At 69.6% G+C, this 14,992-nt stretch carries 18 protein-coding genes and 5 tRNA genes; 6 read left to right on the top strand and 17 right to left on the bottom strand.

Features of this window, described 5'->3' with window-relative positions; translation table 11 throughout:
• Nucleotides 1–22 precede the first annotated feature (22 nt).
• Nucleotides 23–256: an Lrp/AsnC family transcriptional regulator gene (locus ACZ592_RS32570; RefSeq protein ID WP_016642988.1), complete on the top strand. Its 234-nt coding sequence runs from the start codon at nucleotides 23–25 to the stop codon at nucleotides 254–256.
• A 20-nt stretch (nucleotides 257–276) separates the two neighbouring features.
• The gene (locus ACZ592_RS32565; protein ID WP_471585274.1) at nucleotides 277–774 is read left to right on the top strand and encodes a DUF3515 domain-containing protein; all 498 of its coding nucleotides are present in this window, start codon (nucleotides 277–279) and stop codon (nucleotides 772–774) included.
• A gap of 22 nt (nucleotides 775–796) precedes the next feature.
• Here ACZ592_RS32565 and ACZ592_RS32560 read toward each other — a convergent pair whose 3' ends face one another.
• Genes ACZ592_RS32560 through ACZ592_RS32550 form a run of 3 tightly spaced genes read right to left on the bottom strand, consistent with a single transcriptional unit; the run spans nucleotide 797 to nucleotide 3,808 of the window.
• Nucleotides 797–1,954 carry a D-alanine--D-alanine ligase family protein gene (locus tag ACZ592_RS32560; protein ID WP_471585273.1) on the bottom strand — a complete coding sequence of 386 codons (1,158 nt, stop codon included), beginning with the start codon at nucleotides 1,952–1,954 and terminating at the stop codon, nucleotides 797–799.
• A 46-nt stretch (nucleotides 1,955–2,000) separates the two neighbouring features.
• A complete protein-coding gene (locus ACZ592_RS32555; RefSeq protein WP_471585272.1) occupies nucleotides 2,001–3,029 on the bottom strand; it encodes an NAD(P)H-dependent glycerol-3-phosphate dehydrogenase in 1,029 nt (342 codons plus the stop codon).
• Nucleotides 3,026–3,808 carry a lysophospholipid acyltransferase family protein gene (locus ACZ592_RS32550; RefSeq protein WP_471585271.1) on the bottom strand — a complete coding sequence of 261 codons (783 nt, stop codon included), beginning with the start codon at nucleotides 3,806–3,808 and terminating at the stop codon, nucleotides 3,026–3,028. Before ACZ592_RS32550 ends, ACZ592_RS32555 begins: the two co-directional genes overlap by 4 nt.
• Nucleotides 3,809–4,007: 199 nt before the next feature.
• On the opposite strand from ACZ592_RS32550, the gene cofC reads away from it, so the two are divergent.
• Both cofC and ACZ592_RS32540 read left to right on the top strand, forming a co-directional pair.
• A complete protein-coding gene (cofC, locus tag ACZ592_RS32545; protein ID WP_471585270.1) occupies nucleotides 4,008–4,643 on the top strand; it encodes a 2-phospho-L-lactate guanylyltransferase in 636 nt (211 codons plus the stop codon).
• A 14-nt stretch (nucleotides 4,644–4,657) separates the two neighbouring features.
• Nucleotides 4,658–4,861 (top strand): hypothetical protein, encoded by a 204-nt coding sequence (locus tag ACZ592_RS32540; RefSeq protein ID WP_471585269.1) that lies wholly within the window; start codon nucleotides 4,658–4,660, stop codon nucleotides 4,859–4,861.
• Nucleotides 4,862–4,970: 109 nt separating this feature from the next.
• On the opposite strand, the gene ACZ592_RS32535 is transcribed toward ACZ592_RS32540, so the two are convergent.
• The 4 genes from ACZ592_RS32535 to leuC form a co-directional block, all read right to left on the bottom strand.
• The gene (locus tag ACZ592_RS32535) at nucleotides 4,971–5,687 is read right to left on the bottom strand and encodes an HU family DNA-binding protein (RefSeq protein WP_471585268.1); all 717 of its coding nucleotides are present in this window, start codon (nucleotides 5,685–5,687) and stop codon (nucleotides 4,971–4,973) included.
• 161 nt (nucleotides 5,688–5,848) lie between these two features.
• On the bottom strand, nucleotides 5,849–6,085 hold the full coding sequence (locus ACZ592_RS32530; protein WP_471585267.1) for an SCO5555 family protein: 237 nt from the start codon (nucleotides 6,083–6,085) through the stop codon (nucleotides 5,849–5,851).
• Between the two features lie 248 nt (nucleotides 6,086–6,333).
• Nucleotides 6,334–6,927, bottom strand: a complete 594-nt coding sequence (gene leuD / locus ACZ592_RS32525) for a 3-isopropylmalate dehydratase small subunit (protein WP_471585266.1) — start codon at nucleotides 6,925–6,927, stop codon at nucleotides 6,334–6,336.
• Between the two features lie 5 nt (nucleotides 6,928–6,932).
• On the bottom strand, nucleotides 6,933–8,357 hold the full coding sequence (gene leuC / locus ACZ592_RS32520; RefSeq protein WP_471585265.1) for a 3-isopropylmalate dehydratase large subunit: 1,425 nt from the start codon (nucleotides 8,355–8,357) through the stop codon (nucleotides 6,933–6,935).
• A gap of 180 nt (nucleotides 8,358–8,537) precedes the next feature.
• Between leuC and ndgR the strand changes: the two genes are divergently transcribed.
• Nucleotides 8,538–9,254, top strand: a complete 717-nt coding sequence (gene ndgR / locus ACZ592_RS32515; protein ID WP_471585264.1) for an IclR family transcriptional regulator NdgR — start codon at nucleotides 8,538–8,540, stop codon at nucleotides 9,252–9,254.
• A 177-nt stretch (nucleotides 9,255–9,431) separates the two neighbouring features.
• On the opposite strand, the gene ACZ592_RS32510 is transcribed toward ndgR, so the two are convergent.
• A complete protein-coding gene (locus ACZ592_RS32510; RefSeq protein ID WP_471585263.1) occupies nucleotides 9,432–9,920 on the bottom strand; it encodes a DUF4188 domain-containing protein in 489 nt (162 codons plus the stop codon).
• Between the two features lie 134 nt (nucleotides 9,921–10,054).
• Here ACZ592_RS32510 and ACZ592_RS32505 point away from each other — a divergent pair, with 134 nt between their 5' ends.
• A complete protein-coding gene (locus ACZ592_RS32505; RefSeq protein WP_471585262.1) occupies nucleotides 10,055–10,711 on the top strand; it encodes a MerR family transcriptional regulator in 657 nt (218 codons plus the stop codon).
• Nucleotides 10,712–10,794: 83 nt separating this feature from the next.
• Here ACZ592_RS32505 and ACZ592_RS32500 read toward each other — a convergent pair.
• The 9 genes from ACZ592_RS32500 to ACZ592_RS32460 all read right to left on the bottom strand — a co-directional run bounded on the left by ACZ592_RS32500 (nucleotide 10,795) and on the right by ACZ592_RS32460 (nucleotide 14,799).
• Nucleotides 10,795–10,867, bottom strand: a tRNA-Glu gene (locus tag ACZ592_RS32500).
• Between the two features lie 28 nt (nucleotides 10,868–10,895).
• Nucleotides 10,896–10,967 (bottom strand) — tRNA-Gln (locus ACZ592_RS32495).
• Between the two features lie 31 nt (nucleotides 10,968–10,998).
• Nucleotides 10,999–11,071 (bottom strand) — tRNA-Glu (locus tag ACZ592_RS32490).
• 62 nt (nucleotides 11,072–11,133) lie between these two features.
• A tRNA-Glu gene (locus ACZ592_RS32485) sits at nucleotides 11,134–11,206 on the bottom strand.
• Between the two features lie 39 nt (nucleotides 11,207–11,245).
• Nucleotides 11,246–11,317, bottom strand: a tRNA-Gln gene (locus tag ACZ592_RS32480).
• An 86-nt stretch (nucleotides 11,318–11,403) separates the two neighbouring features.
• On the bottom strand, nucleotides 11,404–12,132 hold the full coding sequence (locus ACZ592_RS32475; protein WP_471585261.1) for an HAD family hydrolase: 729 nt from the start codon (nucleotides 12,130–12,132) through the stop codon (nucleotides 11,404–11,406).
• 78 nt (nucleotides 12,133–12,210) lie between these two features.
• Nucleotides 12,211–13,689, bottom strand: a complete 1,479-nt coding sequence (gltX, locus tag ACZ592_RS32470; protein WP_471585260.1) for a glutamate--tRNA ligase — start codon at nucleotides 13,687–13,689, stop codon at nucleotides 12,211–12,213.
• On the bottom strand, nucleotides 13,682–14,458 hold the full coding sequence (locus ACZ592_RS32465; RefSeq protein ID WP_471585259.1) for a fumarylacetoacetate hydrolase family protein: 777 nt from the start codon (nucleotides 14,456–14,458) through the stop codon (nucleotides 13,682–13,684). The genes gltX and ACZ592_RS32465 overlap by 8 nt, the downstream gene beginning before the upstream one ends.
• 140 nt (nucleotides 14,459–14,598) lie before the next feature.
• Entirely contained in the window at nucleotides 14,599–14,799 is a 201-nt protein-coding gene (locus ACZ592_RS32460; RefSeq protein WP_471585258.1) for a hypothetical protein, read from the bottom strand.
• Nucleotides 14,800–14,992 lie beyond the last annotated feature (193 nt).

The raw sequence follows: 14,992 nt of genomic DNA, 5'->3' as shown, positions 1-14,992 counted from the left end.
TCGTGGCCGCCCTGGAGGTTCCGTGGTACAGGCGTACATCCTGATCCAAACAGAGGTCGGCAAGGCGTCGACCGTCGCCGAGCTGATCGGCAAGATCCCAGGAGTGATCCAGGCCGAGGACGTGACCGGACCCTACGATGTCATCGTGCGCGCGCAGGCGGACACGGTCGACGAACTCGGCCGCATGGTGGTCGCCAAGGTCCAGCAAGTGGACGGCATCACCCGAACTCTGACCTGCCCGGTCGTGCACTTGTAGCCCCCGTCTACCCTGGCCCGGTGAACTTCCCCCACCTCCGGCGCCGCTGCCTCACAGGAACGTCCGCCCTCGCCCTGTTGATCACGACAGCGGCCTGCTCATCTACGGACGACGAGGCGTCAGTGGTGGTTCCGTCCCCGGCCGCGAAGGCCGCGGGACTCTGCCGGGACCTGCACGAACAGCTCCCGGAGAAGGTCGAAGGGCTGGGGCGCACCGACCCCGGCCCCAAGTCCGCTCTCACCGCGGGGTGGGGAGACCCGGCGATCATACTGCGCTGCGGCGTGCAGCGGCCCCCCGAGATGATCGACCCCGCCTACGCGGCGAAGAACGGGGTGCGGGTGAACGGTGTCGCCTGGCTGCTGCAGAAGCGCGACGACGGCTCCTACACCTTCACCACGGGGGCGCGCCTCGCCTACGTGGAGGTGACGCTGCCCAAGGAGCGGACGGGGGACGGCCTGGGCCCGCTCACGGACTTCGCCGCCCCCGTCAAGAAGGCCATCCCCAAGGGGATCGCCTGAGCGCCACCGGGGCGCCGGAGCGCTAGCGCAGCCCCGTGGAGCGGTTGAGGGCCGCCTGGATGAGGCGGTCCACCAGCTCCGCGTAGCCGACTCCGCTCTTCTCCCACATCTGCGGGTACATCGAGATGGGCGTGAAGCCCGGCATCGTGTTGATCTCGTTGATGACGAACCGGCCGTCTTCGGTGAGGAAGAAGTCCGCGCGCACCAGACCCTCGCAGGACGCCGCCTCGAACGCCTCGACGGCGAGCCGCTGGATCTCAGCGGTCTCCTCCGGCGTCAGCGGGGCCGGCACGATCCCGGGAGTCGAGTCGATGTACTTCGCGTCGAAGTCGTAGTAGTCGTGCGACTGCACCGGCGGGATCTCGGCCGGGACGCTCGCGCGGGGGCCGTCCTCGAACTCCAGGACACCGCACTCGATCTCACGGCCGCGCAGCAGCGCCTCGACGAGGATCTTCGGGTCGTGGCGCTGGGCCTCCGCGATCGCCGCGTCGAGGCCGTCGAAGGAGTCGACCTTCGTGATGCCGATCGAGGAGCCCGCGCGCGCGGGCTTGATGAACAGCGGCCAGCCGTGCTCGCCCGCGAACTCCGCGATACGCCGGCGGGCGCCCGCCTCGTCCTGCTGCCACTCGCGGGGGCGGATCACCAGGTACGGCCCGACGTCCAGGCCGAAGGAGGTGAACACCCGCTTCATGTAGTCCTTGTCCTGGCCGACGGCCGAGGCGAGGACTCCGGAGCCTACGTAGGGCACTCCGGAGAGTTCGAGCAGACCCTGGAGGGTGCCGTCCTCTCCGTAGGGACCGTGCAGCATCGGGAAGACGACGTCGACCTCGCCGAGCGCCTTGGGAACGGAGCCGGGCTCGCTGTAGACGACCTCACGGTTGCCCGGGTCGACCGGAAGCACGACGCCGCCCTCCACGGAGTCGGCCAGTTCGGTGACGTTCGGCATCCGGCGGTCGGCGATGGCCATCCGCTCGGGCTCGTCCGCGGTCAGCGCCCACCGGCCGTCCGTGGTGATGCCGATCGGCAGGACGTCGTACTTGGAGCGGTCGATGGCGCGCAGCACGGCACCGGCCGTGACGACGGAGATGCCGTGCTCCGAGCTGCGACCGCCGAACACGACGGCCACACGCGGCTTGCGGAGCGGCTGCTCAGGGCTTTGGGGGAGGTTCTCGCTGCTCATATCGCGTTGAGAGTACCCGTTGGCCCGAACGTAGTCAGGCGTGCCGTCAGCGGCGCTCGGGCTTGGCGCTGCGCGACATGAGGTCCTTGAGGGCGACCACCGGGGGCGTTCCCTCGTGCACGATCCCGACGACCGTCTCCGTGATCGGCATGTCGACACCGTGTCTGCGCGCCAGATCCAGCACGGACTCGCAGGACTTGACGCCCTCCGCGGTCTGCTTGGTGACCGCGATGGTCTCCTGCAGGGTCATGCCCTTGCCGAGGTTGGTGCCGAAGGTGTGGTTGCGCGACAGCGGCGAGGAGCAGGTGGCCACCAGGTCGCCCAGGCCCGCGAGGCCGGAGAAGGTCAGCGGGTCGGCGCCCATGGCGAGGCCGAGGCGGGTGGTCTCCGCGAGGCCGCGCGTGATGAGCGAGCCCTTGGCGTTGTCGCCGAGGCCCATGCCGTCGGCGATGCCCACGGCGAGACCGATGACGTTCTTGACGGCACCGCCGAGTTCACAGCCGACCACGTCGGTGTTCGTGTACGGCCGGAAGTACGGCGTGTGGCAGGCCGTCTGGAGGCGCTGCGCGACCGCTTCGTCCCGGCAGGCGACGACGGCGGCCGCGGGCTGCCGTGCGGCGATCTCCCGGGCGAGGTTGGGCCCGGTGACGACGGCGATCCGCTCCCCGGGGACCTTCGTGACGTCCTCGACGACCTCGCTCATCCGCATCGCGGAGCCCAGTTCGACGCCCTTCATGAGGGAGACGATGACGGTGCGGGGGGCCAGCAGCGGCGCCCACTCGGCGAGGTTCCCGCGCAGCGTCTGCGAGGGCACGGCGAGGATCGTGAAGTCGGCGCCGGCCGCGGCATCGGCCGGATCGGTGGTCGCCCGGAGGTTCTCGGGGAGCCGGACGCCGGGGAGGTAGTCCGGGTTGGTGCGCGTGGAGTTGACCGCGTCGGCGAGTTCGGCGCGGCGGCCCCACAGGGTGACGTCGCAGCCGGCGTCGGCGAGGACCATGCCGAAGGCCGTGCCCCAGGAGCCCGTTCCGAAGACGGCGGCCTTCACCGGGCCTGCCGAGTTCACGGGGTTCGTCACTTGCTGTCCTCCGGGGTGCTCTCTGCGGTGCTCTGCGCGGCACTGCGGCCGGCTGCCTTGCGTCGTTGTTCCAGCCGTGCCGTGCGCGGGTCGTACGGCGTCTCGGGGGCCTTCTCGTCCCTGACCTCCTCCAGGAGTTCGGTGATCGCGGCCATGATGGTCTCGGTCACCGCCCGCAGGACGTCGGGCGTCGGCTCCTTGTCGTAGTAGCGCGACAGGTCGACGGGCGGTCCGGCCTTCACCTGGAGGGTCTTGCGCGGGAAGAAGGCGGGCTTCTTGCTGTACGGCGGGAGCGCGAGGTTGGCGCCCCACTGGGCGACGGGGACCACCGGGCACTTGGTCTTCAGGGCGACCCGCGCGGCACCGGACTTGGCCGTCATCGGCCACATGTCGGGGTCCCTGGTGAGGGTTCCCTCGGGGTAGAAGGCGACGCACTCGCCGCGCTCGATGGCGTCGACCGCGGCGCGGAAGGCGTCGAGCGCGTTCGTGGTCTCGCGGTAGACCGGGATCTGGCCCGTGCCCTTCATGACCTTGGCGACGAACCCGCGCTTGAAAAGCCCGTCCTTTGCCAGGAAACGCGGCACTCGTCCGGTGTTGTACTGGAAGTGCGCGTAGGAGAACGGGTCGATATGCGAGTTGTGATTCACGGCGGTGATGAATCCACCGTCGGCCGGAATGTGTTCCATTCCACGCCAGTCCCGCTTGAACAGAACCACCAGCGGCGGTTTTGCAATGACCGCCGCGAGGCGGTACCAGAAGCCGATTCTGCGGCGGGACACGCGGACACCTTCCTCCATGAACCTGGTCGGCCGCACAAGTGTCGCCCCAGGCTGCCGGTCTGTCGAGAACACCGTACGCCCACCCGTCTCCCGCCACCCGCCCCTGTCACGGGGCGCCGCACACCGCCCCCTGGCCGCTCTCCCGTACGCCACCACCCCAGCAGGTCACAATGGGCTCGACGAGAAGGACGGAGCGCCCGTGCAGTGGACCCTGGTCATCCCCCTGAAACCGCTGGCGCGCGCCAAGAGCAGGCTCGCCGCCGCCTCCGGTGACGGTCTGCGCCCCGGCCTCGCCCTGGCGTTCGCGCAGGACACGGTGGCTGCCGCGCTCGCGTGCCGCTCGGTGCGGGGTGTGGCGGTCGTCACGGGCGACGCCCTGGCGGGGCGCGAGCTGGCCGCGCTGGGGGCGAGGATCGTGTCCGACGAGCCGGGCGGGGGCCTGAACGCCGCTCTGGCGCACGGAGCGGCCCGCGTGCGCGCCGAACGCCCCCAGACGCCCGTGGCGGCCCTGAACGCCGATCTGCCGGCGCTGCGGCCCCCGGAATTGGCCCGCGCCCTCGACGGCGCCGCCCTATTCCCCCGCGCATTCATGCCGGATGCCGCGGGAATCGGGACGACACTGCTGTGTGCGGCGCCGGGAGTGGAATTGCGTCCCGCGTTCGGCACGGCCTCACGGAGTCGGCACACGGCCTCGGGGGCCGTGGAACTCGCGCTCGACGGCGTGGATTCCGTGCGCCAGGACGTGGATACCGGGGACGACCTGCGGGCCGCGCTCTCCCTGGGCGTGGGACCGCGTACGTCGGCGGCCGCGGCCCGGTTGCTCATCGCCGACTGAGTACGCTGCTCCTCATGCAGGCGACCGCGTACACCTACGACTCCGAGACCCGCAGCGGCAGCGTGCTGCTCGACGACGGGACCCCCGTGCCCTTCGAGGCCGCCGCGTTCGACGCGGGCGGGCTGCGGCTGCTGCGGCCGGGGCAGCGGGTGCGCATCGAGGTCGACGGCGGGGCCGAGGCCCGCCGCATCACCCTGGTGACCCTGCAGACGTTCTGAACCCGGGCGCACGCTCCGGGCCCGGCGCACCCCGACTCCGCACGGACACACGACGCGGGCCGGGCTCCCCCGTGGGAGTCCGGCCCGGCGCGTGAGTGCCTTCGTGCCCTTACTTCTTGCGGGCCGTGGCCTTCTTGGCGGTCGTCTTGCGCGCCGTCGACTTCTTGGCGGGCGCCTTCTTGGCCGTCGCCTTCTTCGCGGGCGCGGTCTTCTTGGCGGTCGCCTTCTTCGCCGGAGCGGCCTTCTTGGCGGTGGTCTTCTTCGCCGTGGCCTTCTTCGCCGTGGTGGTGGCCGTGGCCTTCTTGGCGGTGGCGGCCTTCTTCGCCGTCGCCTTCTTGGCCGTGGCCGCCTTCTTCGCCGTCGCCGTGGTCTTCTTGGCGGTGGCCTTCTTGGCGGTGGCGGCCTTCTTGGCCGTCGCCTTCTTGGCGGTGGTCGCCTTCTTGGCGGTGGTCGCCTTCTTGGCCGCGGCCTTCTTGACCGTCGCCGAAGCTCCGCCGGTCAGGCTGCCCTTGGGGGCCTTCTTGACCGCGACGTCGTTCTTCGGGAGCTTCTTCGAGCCGCTGACCAGGTCCTTGAAGCCCTGACCAGCGCGGAAGCGCGGAACCGAGGTCTTCTTGACCCGCACGCGCTCCCCGGTCTGGGGGTTGCGGGCGTAACGGGCCGGACGGTCGACCTTCTCGAACGAGCCGAAGCCGGTGACCGAAACCCGGTCCCCGCTGACCACGGCACGGACGACGGCGTCCAGGACCGCGTCGACGGCGTCGGCTGCCTGCTGGCGGCCGCCCACCTTGTCGGCAATCGCTTCTACGAGCTGCGCCTTGTTCACGTCTTCCCCTTCGGAGACATTGCCGGGAGCGAAATACTCCGGCTTTTTCGCACGTTAGGCAGATATATACCGCAAATCAAACACGAAACGGGCTAATCACCCTTGTGCCGCAACGAAGTGGCCCATCTCAGAGTTCCTCGAAGGCCCGTTGAGGCTGCGGATCAGCTGTCTTGGGGGAATCGGCCCTCGTCTGCTTCGTCGAGGGACGCCATCAATCGCTCCAGACGCCTTGCCGCATCGGCGAGATCGTGTTTGGCCGCGGCCGTAATGACCAGCAGCTTCCGGGTCAGCGCCATCCGTACGCCCTCCGGGACTTGCAGTGCGCGCACCCTTGCGTGCGCTTCCTTCAGTTGGTCCGCGACGAGCCCGTAGAGCTCGAGTTGGCTGTCACGTCCCATGCACCGATTGTGCCATCTGGGGCGAGTTGTCGCCTCCGCAGGGGGTAACTGCCGCCGTCCGCCGACTTCCTGAGGGTACCCCGTCCCGCCGAGTACAAGGGGATTTCCAGCCTCTTCTTCCTTCTCGGGCACGGGAGTTGAGACCACCCGTTCAGGTCAGCGGGCGCCCCCGGGAGGGCGCACACAGATGTACCCCCAACCGTCCACGATTGGGGGTACATCAGGGTGTTGCGAGGTGTTGCGGGGTGTCAGACCCGCACCGTCCGCGGCTTGTACGAGGGCCGTCCGGACTCGTACGTGGCGATGTCCGGCTCGTTCTGCAGGGTGATGCTGATGTCGTCCAGGCCGTTCAGGAGGCGCCAGCGGGCGTTCTCGTCGAGCTCGAAGTCGGCGGTGATGCCCTCCGCGCGGACCTGGCGGTCCTCCAGGTCGACGGTGATCTCGGCCTGCGGGTCGTTCTCCGTCAGCTCCCAGAGCGCGTCCACGACCTTCTGGTCGAGCACCACGGTGAGCAGGCCGTTCTTCAGCGAGTTGCCGCGGAAGATGTCGGCGAAGCGGGACGAGATGACGGTCTTGAAGCCGAAGTTCTGCAGCGCCCACACCGCGTGCTCACGGGAGGATCCGGTGCCGAAGTCGGGTCCGGCCACCAGGACCGTGGAGCCTTGGCGCTCGGGACGGTTGAGGACGAACTCGGAGTCCTTGCGCCAGGCCTCGAAGAGCCCGTCCTCGAAGCCATCCCTGGTGACCTTCTTCAGCCAGTGGGCGGGGATGATCTGGTCGGTGTCGACGTTGCTGCGGCGCAGCGGAACGGCCCGGCCGGTGTGCTTGGTGAATGCTTCCATGGCTCTCAGACTCCGGCGGTCACGGGGGCGTCGGACAGGTCGGCGGGCGAGGCGAGGGTGCCGGTGACCGCGGTGGCGGCGGCGACCTGCGGGGAGACCAGATGGGTGCGTCCGCCCTTGCCCTGCCTGCCCTCGAAGTTGCGGTTCGACGTGGAGGCGGAGCGCTCGCCGGGCGCCAGTTGGTCGGGGTTCATGCCCAGGCACATCGAGCAGCCCGCGTGCCGCCATTCGGCCCCCGCGGCGGTGAAGACCTTGTCCAGACCCTCGTCGATGGCCTGCAGCGCGACCCGGACCGAGCCCGGGACGACCAGCATCCGCACGCCGTCGGCGACTTTGCGGCCCTCCACGATGGAGGCCGCCGCCCGCAGATCCTCGATACGGCCGTTGGTGCACGAACCTACGAAGACGGTGTCGACCTTGATGTCCCGCAACGGCTGCCCTGCGGTCAACCCCATGTACTCCAGGGCCTTTTCGGCGGCGTACCGCTCCGAAGCGTCTTCGTACGAAGCCGGATCGGGGACGGTCGCCGAAAGCGGCGCTCCCTGGCCCGGGTTGGTGCCCCAGGTCACGAACGGCGCCAGCGAGGCGGCGTCGATGTAGACCTCCGCGTCGAAGACCGCGTCGTCATCGGTCTTCAGGGTCTTCCAGTACGCGACCGCGGCGTCCCAGTCCTCGCCCTGCGGGGCATGGGCGCGGCCCTGGATGTAGTCGAAGGTGGTCTCGTCCGGGGCGATCATCCCGGCGCGGGCGCCCGCCTCGATGGACATGTTGCAGATGGTCATGCGGGCCTCCATCGAGAGCTTCTCGATGGCCGGGCCGCGGTACTCCAGGACGTAGCCCTGGCCGCCGCCGGTGCCGATCTTCGCGATGATCGCGAGGATCAGGTCCTTGGCCGTGACGCCGTCGGGCAGTTCGCCGTCGACGGTGATGGCCATGGTCTTCGGGCGGGACATCGGCAGCGTCTGGGTGGCGAGCACGTGCTCGACCTGGGAGGTGCCGATGCCGAACGCCAGCGCGCCGAAGGCGCCGTGGGTGGAGGTGTGCGAGTCGCCGCAGACCACCGTGGTGCCGGGCTGGGTCAGTCCCAGCTGCGGTCCCACCACGTGGACGACGCCCTGCTCGACGTCGCCCAGCGGGTGCAGGCGCACGCCGAACTCGGCGCAGTTCTTGCGCAGGGTCTCCAGCTGGGCCCGCGAGACCGGGTCGGCGATGGGCTTGTCGATGTCGAGGGTCGGGGTGTTGTGATCCTCGGTCGCGATGGTGAGGTCGAGCCGCCGCACCTGGCGGCCTGCCTGGCGGAGGCCGTCGAAGGCCTGGGGGCTGGTCACCTCGTGCAGCAGGTGCAGATCGATGAAGAGGAGGTCGGGCTCGCCCTCGGCGCGCCGGACGACGTGGTCGTCCCAGACCTTCTCCGCGAGTGTCCTACCCATCGCTTTCCCTCCGACCGGCCGCATCGCCGGCCCAACTAGAGAATCCGTTCGCCGACGCGCGTACCCCTCGTGCCGCACGTCGACCGCCGATCCGTTGGTCCGCGGATCGCTCGTACAGAGTGGCGCGTTCCACGGAAAATTGAACTTGCGTTTCACAGAGTGAGACGCGAGTATCGACGCATGGACAACTCTAGCGGCGTCGGCGTCCTGGACAAGGCAGCCCTTGTCCTGGGCGCTCTGGAGTCCGGTCCGGCCACCCTCGCGGGCTTGGTCGCGGCCACCGGGCTCGCACGACCCACGGCCCATCGCCTGGCCGTGGCACTGGAACACCACCGGATGGTGGCGCGGGACATGCAGGGCCGTTTCATTCTGGGCCCTCGCCTCGCCGAGCTCGCGGCGGCGGCGGGCGAGGACCGCCTGCTCGCCACGGCGGGCCCGGTCCTCACACACCTGCGCGACGTCACGGGCGAGAGCGCGCAGCTCTACCGCCGCCAGGGCGACATGCGCATCTGCGTGGCGGCCGCCGAGCGCCTCTCGGGCCTGCGGGACACCGTCCCCGTCGGTTCGACGCTCACGATGAAGGCCGGCTCGTCCGCCCAGATCCTGATGGCCTGGGAGGAGCCGGAGCGCCTGCACCGCGGCCTCCAGGGCGCCCGCTACACGGCCACGGCCCTTTCGGGTGTACGCCGCCGGGGCTGGGCCCAGTCGATCGGCGAGCGCGAGCCGGGCGTCGCGTCCGTCTCCGCACCGGTGCGCGGCCCCTCGAACCGCGTGGTCGCCGCCGTCTCGGTCTCCGGACCCATCGAGCGGCTGACCCGCCACCCCGGCCGCATGCACGCACAGGCGGTCATCGACGCGGCGGGCCGCCTCTCCGAGGCCCTGCGCCGCACCGGCTGACCCAGCCCGGCGCCACGGGGGCGCCACTTCGAGCGGGCACACACACAAGCGCCGGAAGGAACCGCCTCAACGCCGCGGCGGCCCCTTCCGGCGCTTTTCCGCGCTCGCGCCGGTGTTCGTGTCCGTATTCGTGTCCGTATTCGTGTCCGCGTTCGCGCCTCTGCGAAGCGGTGAACTTCAGGCGGTGGCCTTCAGGCGGTCGGCCGCCCGTTCCCCGCGACGACCCACCGGAATCACGCCGGTCGCCTCGCCCAGGCCGAACGGCGGCATGTTCACGTAGACCGCCTCATGGGCGCCGGCCGGCACGACGAACGTCTCGTGCCAGAAGCCGACCTTGCCCTTGCCGTCCTTGATCCGCCGGTTGAAGGCCGCCCACGCGGGCCGGTGCTCCTTGTCCGCCGCCGCCGAGTAGGCCAGCAGCTTCTCCGGCGACTCCCAGTACTGGACGACGTACAGCACGCGGGGCCCGCCCAGCAGGAGCCGGTATCCCAGCATGCCGCTCCCCCGGTCCCGCGACAGTTCCTTGAGCATCCGCGGCATGGCCAGGCAGACGGGCCACCAGCTGCGTACGGCGAGGACGTCGTTGATGCGCATCCCGATGTGGAAGACGACCACGCCTCCCTGTGCGTCGGCGGTCATGCGCCCTTCGATCGGCTTGCTGCTCATGGCGGTTCCCCCTTGACGGAGCCTTGGCCGAACATTGGATAGTTCCGCTATCCATGATTGGATAGTGCCACTCTCCAAAGAGGGACGCAAGAGGAGGCACGACAGGATGGGCACGAGTCGATGAGCACGGTCCGATGAGGCTGGCGGAGCTGAGCCGGCGCAGCGGGGTCCCCACGGCGACGATCAAGTACTACTTGCGCGAGGGACTGCTGCCGCCGGGGCAGCGCGTGACGGCGACACAGTCCGAGTACGACGACTCCCACGTGCAGCGACTCCGCCTCGTACGGGCGCTGATCCAGGTGGGCCGGGTTCCGATCGCGTCCGCGCGCGAGGTCCTGACCGCGCTGGAGGACGAGTCGCTGGATCACAACTCCCGCCTGGGCACGGCGGTCTGGGCACTGCCGCACGGTCCGGAGCCCACCGAGGACGACGAGGTGACCGAGGAGGCGCGCCGCACGGTGGACGCGCTGCTCGCGCGGCTCGACTGGCCGTACGCGCAGGGGTACGGGCAGGGATCCCCGGCCTACCGGATGCTGGTGACCGCGGTCGCCACGCTCTCCCGGCTCGGATATCCGTGCGCCGTCGAGGACTTGGCGCCCTATGCGCACGCGGGTCGCCAACTCGCGGTGTCCGACCTGGACTTGATCGAGCGGTACGAGTCGCCCGACCGCCAGCTGGAGGCGGCCGTCGCGCTCACGGTGCTGTACGAGCCGGTGCTGCTGAGCCTGCGCCGCATCGCCCAGGCCGAGGAGTCCCACCGCCGCTTCGGCGAGCGGGACGCGCAGGAGTGAGCGACGCCGGGGACGAGCGGGCCGCCCGCGAGCGGGAAACGACGAAGGGGCCCTCCCGAATGGGAAGGCCCCTTGCCGTTCTGTACCCCCGACCGGATTCGAACCGGCGCTACCGCCTTGAGAGGGCGGCGTGCTAGGCCGCTACACAACGGGGGCAAGGATCTTGCTTGTTCACTTGATCCAGCTGGGCTACCAGGACTCGAACCTAAACTAACGGAACCAGAAACCGTCGTGCTGCCAATTACACCATAGCCCAATGTGGTCTAGACCAGGTCCAGTACCAACCGTACCCCCGACCGGATTCGAACCGGCGCTACCGCCTTGAGAGGGCGGCGTGCTAGGCCGCTACACAACGGGGGCCCTAGCGATCCTGCATCAGAAACAGTGGGTGCGACCCGATCTGTCCCCGCGGGAAGGATCTGTACCCCCGACCGGATTCGAACCGGCGCTACCGCCTTGAGAGGGCGGCGTGCTAGGCCGCTACACAACGGGGGCCTGCGGATGAGATCCGCGGTTGCAGATGAGCTCTGCGAGCTGGCCTACCAGGACTCGAACCTAGACTAACGGAACCAGAAACCGTCGTGCTGCCAATTACACCATAGGCCATCAAAGCGCAACCCCTTGCGGGATTTTCTCTGACTTGCGCTTCCCTGCCGGACCTTTCGGCCCTCTCGGGCGGCGCAGGAAGAACATTACCCGAAGGTGGACGGCGCTCCAAAACGGGTATCCATGCGCAGCAACGCGGGGAGCTCGGCGAGGCGTGAGATGCGGTGCACGCCCGACGGACCGTCCTGCGCCGAGCCGTTGCGGTCGAGCCAGATCCCGAGGAGGCCCGCGTCCCTGGCGCCCCGCGCGTCGGTCTCCGGCTGGTCCCCGACGTAGGCGATCTCGGCGGGTTCCAGGCCCAGGGCCGTGCAGACCGCGAGGAAGGCCTCCGCCGCGGGCTTGGAGAAGCCCAGCTCGGCGGCGCACAGGACGGTCTCGAAGCGGCCGCGGATGCCGAGGATGCTCAGCTTGCGGTCCTGGACGGCCAGGGCGGAGTTCGAGAGGACCGCCTGGCGGTAGTCGCCGGCGAGGGCGTCCAGGGTGGGGACGGTGTCGGGGAAGAGCGACCAGGCCGACTCGTAGTGCCCGACGTAGCGCGAGAACCACGCGTCGGCGTCGGGGTCGGAGAGGGCGGGGAGTTCGAGGAAGTCCCGCACGCGGTCGCGGCGCTGCTCCTCGAAGGCCACCTCGCCCGCGCCGAAGCGGGCCCAGTGGCGCTCGGTGAGGCGCCGCCACAGGGTCAGGGCGCGCTCGGCGGACTCGTACCGCTCCAGGAGTCCCTCGGCGGTGAGGTGCGCGTGCATGCCGGTGGCATCGGCACGCGCGTAGTCGAAGATCGTGTCGTCGACGTCCCAGACCACGGCTTTGACCGGCATGACTCCGACGGTAGGCGAAGGACCCGGGAGCCGTCCCGGCTTCCGGGTCCTTCGTGGGTGCCGCGCGGGCGCTCCGGGCTAGGCGGTGAGCTTCGCCAGGGCCGCGTCGATGCGGGCGAGCGTCTTCTCCCGGCCCAGGATCTCCAGGGACTCGAAGAGGGGCAGACCGACCGTGCGGCCGGTGACGGCGACGCGGACCGGGGCCTGCGCCTTGCCGAGCTTCAGGCCGTGCTCCTCGCCGGCGGCCAGGACGGCCTCCTTGAGGGACTCGGGGGAGGTCCAGTCGGCGGTCTCCAGCTTGGCGCGGGCCGTGCGCAGCAGGGCGTCGGAGCCCTCCTTCATGGCCTTCGTCCAGGACGGCTCGTCGAAGACGGGCTCCGCGCGGAACAGGAAGTCGACGTTGGCCGTGATCTCCGAGAGGACCTTCAGGCGGGTCTGCGCGTGCGGCGCGATCGCCTGCCAGGCCGCCTCGTCGAACTCCTCGGGCGCCCAGTTGGCGTGCGGGGCCCGCAGCCAGGGCTCGCAGGCCTCGGCGAAGGCCTTCACGTCCAGCATGCGGATGTGGTCGGCGTTGATCGCCTCGGCCTTCTTCAGGTCGAAGCGGGCCGGGTTGGAGTTCACGTCCGCGAGGTCGAACTTCTCGATCATCTCGGGGATGGTGAAGACGTCCTGGTCCGCGGAGAACGACCAGCCCAGGAGGGACAGGTAGTTCAGCAGGCCCTCGGGGAGGAAACCGCGCTCGCGGTAGAGGTTCAGGGACGCCTGCGGGTCACGCTTGGAGAGCTTCTTGTTGCCCTCGCCCATGACGTACGGCAGGTGCCCGAACTCGGGGACGCTCTGTGCGATGCCGAGCTGGATCAGCGCCTTGTAGAGGCCGATCTGGCGGGGCGTGGAGGAGAGCAGGTCCTCGCCGCGCAGGACGTGGGTGACCTCCATCAGGGCGTCGTCGACCGGGTTGACCAGCGTGTACAGCGGGGCGCCGTTGGCGCGCACGATGCCGTAGTCGGTGACGTTCTCCGCCTGGACCGTGATCTCGCCGCGGACCAGGTCGGTGAAGGTGGTGGCCTCGTCGGGCATCCGGAAGCGCACGATGTGGCTGCGGCCCTCGGCCTCGTACGCCTGCTTCTGCTCGGCGGTCAGGTCGCGGCAGTGACCGTCGTAACCGGACGGCTTGCCGGCGGCGCGGGCGGCCTCGCGGCGGGCGTCCAGTTCCTCGGTGGTGCAGTAGCAGGGGTAGGCGTGGCCGCCGTCCAGGAGCTTCTGGGCGACGTCCTTGTAGATGTCCATGCGCTGCGACTGGCGGTACGGCGCGTGCGGGCCGCCGACCTCGGGGCCCTCGTCCCAGTCGAAGCCCAGCCAGCGCATCGAGTCCAGGAGCTGCTCGTAGGACTCCTCGGAGTCGCGAGCCGCGTCGGTGTCCTCGATGCGGAAGACCAGGGTGCCCTCGTTGTGCCGGGCGTAGGCCCAGTTGAAGAGGGCGGTGCGGACCAGGCCCACGTGGGGGTTGCCGGTCGGCGAGGGACAGAACCGTACGCGTACGGGGGTCGCGTTAGCCACGCTTGATCACCTTGTTGGTGAGAGTGCCGATGCCTTCGATGGTGACGGCGACCTCGTCGCCGACGTTGAGGGGCCCGACGCCTGCCGGGGTGCCCGTGAGGATGACGTCGCCCGGGAGCAGCGTCATGGCCTCGGAGATGTTCACGATCAGGTCCTCGATGGAGTTGACCATCTCGCTGGTGCGGCCGAGCTGGCGCTGGTTGCCGTTGACCGTGCACTGGATGGTGAGGTCGCCCGGGTCGAGCTCCGTCTCCACCCAGGGGCCGAGCGGGCAGGCACTGTCGAAGCCCTTGGCCCTGGCCCACTGCTTCTCGCGGCGCTGGACGTCGCGCGCGGTGACGTCGTTGGCGCAGGTGTAGCCGAAGATCACGTCCTTGACCCGCTCGCGCGGGACCTCGCGGCACATCCGGCCGATGACCACGGCCAGCTCGGCCTCGTGGTGCAGCTCCTCGGAGAACGAGGGGTACGTGATGGCGTCGCCGGTGCCGACCAGCGAGGTCGACGGCTTCAGGAACGCGAAGGGAGTGTCGGGCACTTCACTGCCGAGCTCTGCCGCGTGCTCCCGGTAGTTGCGGCCGAAGGCCACGATCTTGTTCGGAAGCACCGGCGGCAGCAGGCGCACCTTGCTCAGCGGGACCTTCGTGCCGGACCGTTCGAATTCGGCGTACGGGATGCCCTTGATGATGTCGAGGACGAGCCCGTCGGGGCCCTCCCCTTCGACTACGCCGTAGCCGACATTGCCGTCGATGGAGAACCTGGCGATGCGCACGCTCTAGCCTCTTGAGGTGGTTGCGGAGTGACACCCCAGGCTAACGCGGTGGCCTGCGGCCCGCCGACGGCCTCCCGTGCGTGGCCCCGCGTCTTCGCCCGTGCCGATCGCCGCTCGGCGGCCGTCCGGCGGCCTCGCCCTCAGACGCCGGACGGGCTGGAGCCCTCCGGAGCGACCATGAGGATCGTGCGCTTGGGGTTGGCGGTCTGCGTCGGCAGCTCGGCCGCGTGCTCCGGCAGCTCCGGTGCGGCCTGGAACTCGTCCGCGTCCGTGAGGTGCGCAAGAGTGGTGCGGCGCGGGTTGGCTATGTTGCGGAACATCGTCGACTTCACAGTCTTCATCTGCTGTTCGGACCTTGTCGGTTCAGGCGTCTTCTGATCGGACGCGGCTTGTCGGATTCGCCATCCCTGTAAAGCGTCAGGCTAAACATCCAATTCCCGGCCAAAGTCCGGAAGACGCCATGATCTTCGTGTGAGTTTGCTCACGAGGTAGCGGACAAAAGGGTCAATTCTCAGCACGGGCCAGCCCTCCGGA

The organism is Streptomyces sp. NPDC040622 (assembly GCF_055593965.1).
This window is presented reverse-complemented; position numbering and strand designations above follow the sequence as displayed.